Below are 9,282 nucleotides of genomic sequence, written 5' to 3'. Positions count from 1 at the left end.
TGATCTTGAGAGTTATTGTCTTGATATTGGTTATGTCGTTAGTAGCTCAAAATCAATACCAGCATCAAATAAAAAAGGCGATAACCCCCCTCACGCAATAGCTAAAGAACGATACGAAGAGATTGTTTCTACTGATTTTTTATGCACTCACAATGACGAGTCAGAAGATGCGGAACCAATTGTGTTTGAGAAAACCGACAATGCATTAGTATTAAATGGTGAAGCAGTAAGTGTAAACGCCGTTAAATCACTTTCTGACAGTGTGAATGATGCTCGTGCTAGTGGAACCCCCCCAACCAATACCGCAGGATTTGGAGAGCTGTAAATTGCGCTCAAATGGACAAGATAAAGCGGTTAATCAACTTAACCGCATTGAAGCAGCGTCAAATAATGCTTTTAGGGTCGTTCGTATAAACGAACCACATGAAGAAAACTCAACAATGTACGCTCTAATAGAGATCAATTGTTTAGGAATAAAGTCGAGTGATGATGGATTAAAACTTCGTCCTAAAGAAAAGTTTACAGTGTGCATACCCGAAAACTTCCCATTTAAGTATCCATCTGTTTATGTTAGTCATGCTAGGTTTAATGGCTTCGCACACGTTCAGTGGGTTAGACATCTGTGTTTGTTTTTATCACCAGACACTGAGTGGAATATTAGCGATGGCATGTATGGCTTCATTGAACGATTAAATCAGTGGTTAATTCGGGCCGCCACCAACTCACATGAGCAGGATGGACAACCGCTTCACCCACCAGTTGCCTACCCCGCAAATAAAGACCTACCAAGTGTGATTGTAAAGAAAAACACTCCATCATTTGATGAACCTTTTTGGATTGGATTTGCAATAATTAAGCAAATAACCGAAGACAGAATTGATTTAATTGGTTGGCAAAAAGAACTTGTTAAGTCAGAAAAAGGAGAGTTAGCTCCAGTAGTATTACTTAACGAAGATTTTCCTTTTGAGTATCCAAATAAGGCGGAAGAGCTATTCTCTCTCATAGAAAAATTTGGTGTTACAGTTGATAGTATTCATTTGCTGTCTTTGTTTGCTGCCGCTGTGAATTCTCCAGATAGCGATTTGTATCTGGTTATTGGTACACCAATGAGAGGTGCTAAGGGAGGTAAGCTGCTACAACATATTTCAACTTGGTCAATCGACAGTACTACTAAAGACACAATTAGTCTTGAGATCCGCTGCTTAAATATGCTGGCTGAATCTACAGATACGGAATTCAGGGAAAAAGTCGAACAACATAGACAAGGTTGCAAAGAACTTTCGTTAAAATGTCTGAAATCGGCAAACCTTCGTTGGTGTTCTGTTAAAGAAGACCGTGAGGAGGTTACTGTAAGAAGAGATACTCAAACTTCAGCAAATGCATTTTTGGACAAAGCGGTTGTGATATGGGGGTGTGGTGCTTTAGGTAGCTATATTGCTGAAGCTCTTGTTCGAGCTGGTGTTAAACACATTGTCTTGCGCGATAACAAGAAGGTTCATCCTGGAATTTTAGTTCGGCAAAATTATGAAGATTCTGACATCGGACTTTGGAAAGCTGAGAGCCTTAAAGTTAGGCTTCTGAGAGTTAACCCTAACTTAACTGTAGAAGTCAGCAATGATGATATTACTTCATCTATGAATACCCTACCTGAATTATCTGTAGCTGAAGATAACCCATATGATTTGCTTATTGATGCTACAGCATCTAATAAGGTGCAGTTGACCTTGGAATGTTATATCAAGTGTAGCAAACCAAATGTTTCGTTATCATCTATGTTGATAGGGGCCAGCGCTGATAAGGTTATAGTCAATTACTTTCCTGCTGTGAGTCAAGCCTCAACATTCGACTCTCTTAGGAAACTAAAAATAAAAGTTAAAGGTCGGAAAAAACTTGAAGAGTTTGCAACTGAATTTTGGCCTAATAACGAAGAATTCTTAAATTTTCAACCCGAACCCGGCTGCTCTGATCCTACTTTTGTAGGTTCATCAATTGATATGATGATTCTAGTAGGTAAAGCATTAGAGCAAATCGGAAACTTCTTCAAGTCAGACAATAACATACAAAGTGCGATGCTCTCCAAGTATGAGCATTGTGGAGATACCTCTGTTATCCACCCTAAAGACCTTGTAGCGGACTTACCGGATGGTTATCAGGTAAGGGTACAAACTAGTGTCTTGGCTGATATCAAAAAATACGTATCCAAATCAAAACGCAGAGGTAAAGAAGTTTGCGAAACTGGGGGGTTACTCTTTGGGCAAATAGACCATGCAAGCGAAATTGTCTGGATAAGTAAGATCATTGGCCCCCCAAGTGACAGCGTTGCAAAGCCAGAAAAGTTCATTTGTGGCATAAAAGGCACACATAAATTTAACAATGAGATTTCCAAGAATACACAAGGTTCAATTTCATATGTTGGGATGTGGCACACACATCCTATTAGTGCTGCAATACCTAGTGAAACAGATATGGAAGGTATGGCAGGAATAATGTGTAGAGATGGGTTTGCTTCTGAGTCTCAAATACTTGTAATAGTAGGGTATAGTAGCACTGAACCTGAACTTGGCATTTATAAATACTCCATTTCAGATATAAAAAAAGTTGGTGATGGAGTGATGAATCTTAAGCTGGCAAACAACGGTATTGTTAGGAAAATGTAACTATCATTCAATATCTAGATTATGAGCATAACGAGGGTGCAATAATTCACACATGAAAGAATTGATTTCAAAAATTTCATCTTACAACCTGTTTAACTATCTATTTCCAGGAGCGTTATTTGTTGTTTTGTTAGAACAACTTACGGTGTTTTCACTGAAGCAAGAAGACATAGTTCTTAGTGTTTTCTTTTATTACTTTATAGGTTTGGTTATAAGCCGTTTAGGGTCTATTGTGATTGAGCCGCTCCTTAAGCTTTTTAGAGTTGTTAAGTTTGCTGAGTATGCGAACTATGTTGCGGCATCAAAAATTGATGAGCTTATTGTGACGCTGTCCGAACAGAATAATATGTACAGAACATTATGCTCGGTCATGTTGTGTCTTGGCGGTGCAAAGCTATGGGAAGTGTACACATCTGATTTTCCTTGGCTCAGTGAAAATTTTGAGACACTTGTTATCATTGTGCTAGGTGCGCTGTTTGTACTTGCTTACAGAAAGCAAACTGCGTATATCAGATCTCGAGTAGAGCGTCATACCAACTAAAGCAAGTAAGTTAAGACGAAATATAACAATGGAAGCCTTAAGATCTTGGTGCTTCCATATCAACACAACTGAAAACTTATTGTTATCCGTATATTACTAAATTAGTAAATAGCCTGACTCACTTCTGTCCAAAAATGAGTTTGAAAGCGTAGATTGGGACAAAGCGTAGATTGGGAACGGGTTTGATTTGGATGGTAAGCCCACTCAATTGTCATTCAAGTGGGCAGCGGTGGAACTACTTAATTGGCACCACCTTACTCCTTTTAAGCTTGGCAAGATTCTCTCGAAGCTGAGCATTCTCATATTCAAGTTCATCAATACGAGCCAGTGCCTTAACTAACTTATCATTCAGGTGATGCTGTTCAGCCGCAAACAGAGCTAACTTCTCTCGCTCCGCCTCATACTTGTCTTTGAAGTTACTTTTAATGCGCTTTTGCTCTTTGAGCTTACCCCGCACCGCTTGTATTTCTGGCTGAACGTATTCGCCTTTCCCTTCTGCAATATCAACTTTGGTCTGCTTCACCTTTTCTACAAATTCAGGGTAGTAATAACCGCTACCATTGCCGAGTTTCGCTTCTTCCTCAACCGCTCTCACACTCAATTTGCGGCTTTTGGGGATGTGTTTAGGCTTACCGTTGGCTATTCGGTCTAATGCAGCCTCAAGGGCGATTAATGTATTTTCACTCTTACCCATGCTTAAACCTCCGTGATATTAAGTTCAGCTTCAAAAGGAGTAAATTCCATCCCAAAGTCCCGCATAACGTTTTCTGCCGCTCTAATTTGAGTAATGTAATGGCTTCTATCCGTGACCGTAATATCGTCTCCTGTTGCCATATAGGCCGATAAACTACGATGCTTATTTTGCCACCACTTTGCTTGCTGCTCATCAATGATGCTGCTTCCAGACGAACAATCGACGCAAAACTGTGGTGTAACAACACCATCCATATCGCAATCATAGCCACTCTTGCAGTAGCTGTGCAGTGAGCCATGAAGCGTGAGTTTACCGTCTTTTACCGCCTTATAGATGGTGTCCCAAGAGCTGTAAATCGTTGGGACATCACCTCGCATTTTCATGATGGCTTTGCCATGTGCGCCCGATAATGTTTCATCAGAATGCCACTGTTTGAAGATTTTATTGGTAGTAGATTCAGCGTTAATCTCATCAAGTGCTTGTTGAATTTTCGGATCGACCATTAAATCACGAAGGCTGGCTAAATGCCCCCCGTTCGTGTACCACTCTGTCATCGCCAAATACAGATGTTTGAACTGCTGCTTGAGTGCAACCAGTGAGCTTAATCGGTTTTTAACGCAGTAGAACGCGAGGCTGCGTCTGAATTGGTGAGTGCTCATAGGCCAAGGTTGACCAACCACAACTTGGTTTTCAATTTTGACCTGTGAGCTAGGGTTTGACTCCACACACTCTTTGTAATCACCATCATTCACCACAAAATCAAATTGTTTACAGAATAGTTTTAGCCGATGATTCCACCCTGTAATTAATTTCGGCGCCTGAGAGCGGTGTGTTTGATTGACCCATAGCGAATTTGCGTATTTCTCATCGGGGTATTGCACTTTTTCTCGCCAGCTTTTTGTGAGGATGGACACCAAATCAATCGCGGTTTTTGACACGGCTGCCGTTACCCACGTTTCTCGTTTTTCACCCAATTTAAATGTATGAGATTGAAGAAGGTGAAGCTCTCGGCCACTCAGTGAGTCTAGGTAATAACTGTTCGGAGTGAGCTTATCAAGTTCGCTATCACGCATACCACTAAAGCCGCCACACACAATGTAAGTTGCCGTGATTAGCTGGCCTAAGTATCGCTGAAAATCACGGCCATTCTCTAAAGGGATATTGGGTAGCTTTGTTGCCAGTGGCGCAATCAGCTCATTTGGTTGCTTGGGTTGATTGTCGGTAATAGCGGCAGCAAACTTATGATTATCAATACTTCTATCGGAGTTCATGAATCTGAATACTCCGCCAGCTTTCACCTTATCTTCTACGATTAGCTTACCTTGAATGTAGTTGTCTTGGAGGTCACGCTCAGTCTCGGCAATGAGCGTGGCATGAGGAAGCGCTTCTTCAATAAGCGCCATTGCCTTGCCATAGATGGCGTGGCAAAGACGTTCAGGAATAACTAATGTTTGTTGGTGTCTTATATCATTTAAGCGCCTAGCTTCATTCTTTGACTCGATACGAGCAATGCCCAGAGCTATCTTATGCCAAGGGGTGTACTCAATGGCTTTGTTGATGGCTGTAAATGTTTTCTCAAGCGCGCTAACGCTCAACTCACGTTCGCTAAGGCGCTCATTGAGCTTCAGACGCATATTAGTCGATGACAATGTAGAGAGTGTGTGCGCATTTTCTTGAGCGAGAAATTGGTAGGTTACCAAAGCGTAATTAAGTCGACCGTGAACGGTTGAAAACTTTGGTGCCTTTCTTTTTTGTGGAGAGAGATTAAATAACCAACCGTAAGTGAAGAGCTTCAACTCTCGTTGTAATTCTGGGTGGGCATCTAATTGCGAAAATGAAAGATTGTTCTTTTCTTTTTTACGTGAAAAAGCAAAGCAATCCCAACTGTTTTGGCCAAAGGTGGCGGTGACGTTACCGTCTTTATCTCGGCAAACCACCACGCCATCCAATTCGTCGAACCGCTTCTCATGGTACAAGGTGACAATATCGGCAGGCTGGACTTTATGCTCTACGGGGGAGTCAGCAAGATATAAATGGTCAGTATTGAATTTATTTTTGCTCATTTGGATGTCTCCTGTGATGGAATAAGGCTGAGCACTGATTCCGCATCATCCCAATTCGGGTGTAAGCCCTCATCGTCCAATTTATCTTCTGCCTCTTTAAGTAGAGAGGTCTTAATGTTTGGCAGAATCTGGGTATCAATAAACACAATGATGTCTTCAAAGTTTTGCTTGTAGTGATGAGCATCAAGGTGGCGATATAGGGATTCTTCAATACAGCTTTTGAAGCTTAATAGGCACCAAATATCTGAGAGAGATTGAACTATGACCTGGTCTGGACAACCGAAACAATTAAGTAAGTCGGCACACGCCAACCTCTCACCGTCTTTAATTAACCCATGCTTGAGCGCTTTTCTTGTGTACTTTTCTGACTTTTCACCAAAAGGCTCAGAGCAACTTCCTCCGTTCGGAGTACGACTTAAGTTAGGAAGGTTGATTTTGTTTTCTACCTCGATAACCAACACATCAATGCCTAAGCTTTCTTTGGCTTCATTTGTGCTTTCACCTTGCTTTATCTCTTGCTCTCGCAAGGACATTGCATCTTGCATCATCCCATTATTGGCAGTTCGGTTACCCTTGCTGTAGCTTCTCTTTCTCGTGTTAGAAGTGTTGTTGAGCATGATGTCGTTCACCAACTCACCTTGATGGTAAGTCGTGATTTGTGCGCCCGTTTCTCGAAAGCGACTGATGACAGGGCGCAAGCGACGACCCGTTTGGTCGGTAAAGATAAAGTGCTTTTCGACCCATTTACCTAAGAAACTCTGCAAGGTTACGGACTTGAGCGGCGCGCGTTGTTTTGAGGCGACCGTTTGCAATAATGTCGCGTTGGGGGCTGTGGAAATCAGGCGTGAGGCTTCGAGCAGCGTATCAAAGAAGCTCATTGCGTACTTAGGAATATCCAGCTCATGACCGCCAATGTCAACGTGGATGGTTTTGAATGCTCGGCGCTTAAAAGCGGGCATGGTGTACCAAATTTCACCGATGGATGTAGAGGCGTTATCTGGTTGCTGTAGTTGGAATAAATCACTGGTATTAGCGTAGGTGTAGTAAGCCAGTAGGTAAGTTCCAGCACACATCATTTTGCTGATGCCACCACATAGTTTGTACTGCTCTCCCTTCCAGTTAAACGTCATGGTTGGGACGGTCTGATAAGCATCTATGTGCTTTTCAGGGTTTTCAATAAACTGCATGGCAGTCTGCTTAAAGAGACTGCGCAAAAAAGGCAGTAATTGATTTAGGTTACTGCGAGTATAAGCCTCAAAGGGCTCCCTATCGCTATCATCCATGACGGTGATGTTGTCGAAATACGCACTTGGCAAGTCTAAGTAATCACAAAATAAACGTAGCATGCAAGAGCGGATTTTTTTGTAGGAAGAGCGCTTTGGTTTTCCAAGCAACACCTTTTTATAGAGAAACGCAAAGTAAGCTTCCGTGGCGGGTTGTGTGAACGCCTCTTCATTATGTTCATCGCACCAACGAAGATATTGAGAGCATTCTTGATATGTGTTGTAGAGTGACTCTGGGCTTTTACCTTCACTCATAAAATCCTCAAAGCGAGATTTCATTTGAAGGATAAAGCCTTCCCTATTTGCATCTTTAAAGCGACCGCTCTGCTTTAATGACGCTGTTGAAGGAAATCCCTTGACCATGAAGCGATTAAAGTCGACTAAATTATTGTTAGATGTATCTAATTGAATACAAAGCTCTGGCTTCCAGCCGTGCAAATAAGCGATATTACTCACTCTCACCGCCTAGAGCTTCATGCATGATGCCGTCTAAAATGCCGAATTTAACTTTGAAAGCTTCTTTACGTTTCAAGAAGTGTAAATATTTCCAAGTAGTTGAGATGTGTAGATGCCCCATCCATCCCATAAGTAGGCCAATGCTTTCTGAAGGAGGGTAACCAGCGTCAAGCAAATCACTTAATCGGTAAGTGCCATAAGTCGCGCGCAAGTCATGAAAACGGTGCGTGAATGCAGGGTGGGTCTTTCTAATTTGAGCTCTAAGCTCTATCCAGCGAGCTTCTATAGACTTAGCGGTTACGGGGTTGCCTTGCTCACTAACGAATAAAGGTTCATGCCGCTCAGATCGCTCTAATCGTTCAAGCGCCTCTTTCTTTAGCGTATCAGCCATTTCTGGTAGTGCTTCAAGTTTTTGGTCAAGCTTGTTTGCACGCTTGATTCGTCGCTCTGAAACTCGATATTCATTCAATGTAGATAACAACTCGGCAGAGATTTCCACTTGGCGAATTTTGAGGTATTTGGTCATCACACCTGTATCTTTAGGTGATAGTAACAACTCGAAACGATGCTTACTTCCAGCAATAGGTGTTGCTGTCTCGATAGATCTCGTGGATAACGTCGCAATCTCTTGGATACGCATACCAGTATCAATAGAAATAAGCACCTGTAAACGCAGCTCTTCAGATACGTTGGGCAGATATTGAGTGAGAATACTCAGTGACTCTTGGCTCAACGGAGTGAGAGGCCGGATGTTGCCATTGTCGGCATCTTTAGGGACTTTAATGCGTAGGTCACTTGTTTCTACGGTAAAAGTGGGTGATACATGAGCCAACATTCCTGTACTCTGAACAGAAACAAATTCCATTTTGAATGGAGCCTCTTTCTCGTTCTTTATCTTTAGATAACCGTCATGCATCAACCACTTATAGTAATTGACAATTTGGTTCATGCGAACGCTGGCAGTGCTATGCGCCAAGTCACCCGTTTTAATCTGCTTTAGTAGGTGAGAGCGAAATAGATAAGTCGGTTTTAGCCTTTTGACGGGAGGGACTGTATCCCATGCTAAATTCTCATCTTCAAGGAATTGATAATAGGCATAAAGAGCTTGAGAGCAGGGACTAAGGTCTTTAGCATCCTTAACCGCTTTTTGGTAAAAGAGGTAGCTATTAGCTTCATGGTTGAATGAACCATCACCATTGAAGAGAGTTGGGAGGCTGCCAATATTCCCCTTAACAGGAGAGCACTGGTAGGTCTTGTCACTGATTGATAGTTCTGTCTGTTTATAGACATTGCTTGATTGTATGAGATACATAAATTTACCTAGAAAACCACTGACTATACATACAGCATAGTCAGTGATTGATTATTTCCAGATTTATTTATGTGTGTAAGATGCTTTTCCTACACTAACCCGTCATGGTAACAAAAACTTCTGCGCGAGTCGGTGAAGCAGTATCAATTTGATTTGAGAAAACAGGCGTTACGTCAGGATGTTATTGATAGCCTGATCAACTATCAAAAGCCCTTGAGAGTTAAGATTGAAAATATAGGTCAGCCGAGCTAACTTCAATAAACGACTACGCGAATC

7 protein-coding genes are annotated in these 9,282 nt (G+C 41.9%); 3 read left to right on the top strand and 4 right to left on the bottom strand.

The annotated features are described in order from the left end of the window. The 3 genes from DA100_RS21075 to DA100_RS17795 all read left to right on the top strand — a co-directional run. Positions 1-325: hypothetical protein (locus DA100_RS21075; protein WP_206208575.1), on the top strand; the 325-nt coding region annotated here is incomplete at its 5' end. 1 nt (position 326) lies between these two features. After that, positions 327-2,657 (top strand): ThiF family adenylyltransferase, encoded by a 2,331-nt coding sequence (locus tag DA100_RS17800; RefSeq protein ID WP_171052202.1) that lies wholly within the window; start codon positions 327-329, stop codon positions 2,655-2,657. Positions 2,658-2,709: 52 nt separating this feature from the next. Next, the gene (locus DA100_RS17795; RefSeq protein WP_138972100.1) at positions 2,710-3,198 is read left to right on the top strand and encodes a hypothetical protein; all 489 of its coding nucleotides are present in this window, start codon (positions 2,710-2,712) and stop codon (positions 3,196-3,198) included. Between the two features lie 235 nt (positions 3,199-3,433). Here the strand turns inward: DA100_RS17795 and DA100_RS17790 are convergent, their stop codons facing one another. Genes DA100_RS17790 through DA100_RS17775 form a run of 4 tightly spaced genes read right to left on the bottom strand, consistent with a single transcriptional unit; the run spans position 3,434 to position 9,006 of the window. Continuing rightward, complete coding sequence (locus tag DA100_RS17790) at positions 3,434-3,892, bottom strand: hypothetical protein (RefSeq protein WP_088721425.1); 459 nt, start codon at positions 3,890-3,892, stop codon at positions 3,434-3,436. A 2-nt stretch (positions 3,893-3,894) separates the two neighbouring features. Beyond that, complete coding sequence (locus tag DA100_RS17785) at positions 3,895-5,955, bottom strand: hypothetical protein (protein ID WP_138972101.1); 2,061 nt, start codon at positions 5,953-5,955, stop codon at positions 3,895-3,897. After that, positions 5,952-7,694, bottom strand: coding sequence for a hypothetical protein (locus tag DA100_RS17780; protein ID WP_138972102.1), 1,743 nt, complete (start codon positions 7,692-7,694; stop codon positions 5,952-5,954). The genes DA100_RS17785 and DA100_RS17780 overlap by 4 nt, the downstream gene beginning before the upstream one ends. Next, positions 7,687-9,006 carry a tyrosine-type recombinase/integrase gene (locus DA100_RS17775; protein ID WP_138973351.1) on the bottom strand — a complete coding sequence of 440 codons (1,320 nt, stop codon included), beginning with the start codon at positions 9,004-9,006 and terminating at the stop codon, positions 7,687-7,689. The genes DA100_RS17780 and DA100_RS17775 overlap by 8 nt, the downstream gene beginning before the upstream one ends. Positions 9,007-9,282: the final 276 nt, after the last annotated feature.

This window comes from Vibrio sp. Hep-1b-8, assembly GCF_006124995.1.
In the GTDB taxonomy this organism is placed as follows: domain Bacteria; phylum Pseudomonadota; class Gammaproteobacteria; order Enterobacterales; family Vibrionaceae; genus Vibrio.
The sequence above is the reverse complement of the archived record's forward strand: the minus strand, read 5'-3'. Positions and strand labels throughout refer to the sequence as shown.

Coding starts and splice junctions, on each gene's coding strand:
- DA100_RS17795 (WP_138972100.1), top strand. CDS start 2,710: ATGAAAGAATTGATTTCAAAAATTTCATCTTACAACCTGTTTAACTAT.
- DA100_RS17790 (WP_088721425.1), bottom strand. CDS start 3,892: ATGGGTAAGAGTGAAAATACATTAATCGCCCTTGAGGCTGCATTAGAC.
- DA100_RS17785 (WP_138972101.1), bottom strand. CDS start 5,955: ATGAGCAAAAATAAATTCAATACTGACCATTTATATCTTGCTGACTCC.
- DA100_RS17775 (WP_138973351.1), bottom strand. CDS start 9,006: ATGTATCTCATACAATCAAGCAATGTCTATAAACAGACAGAACTATCA.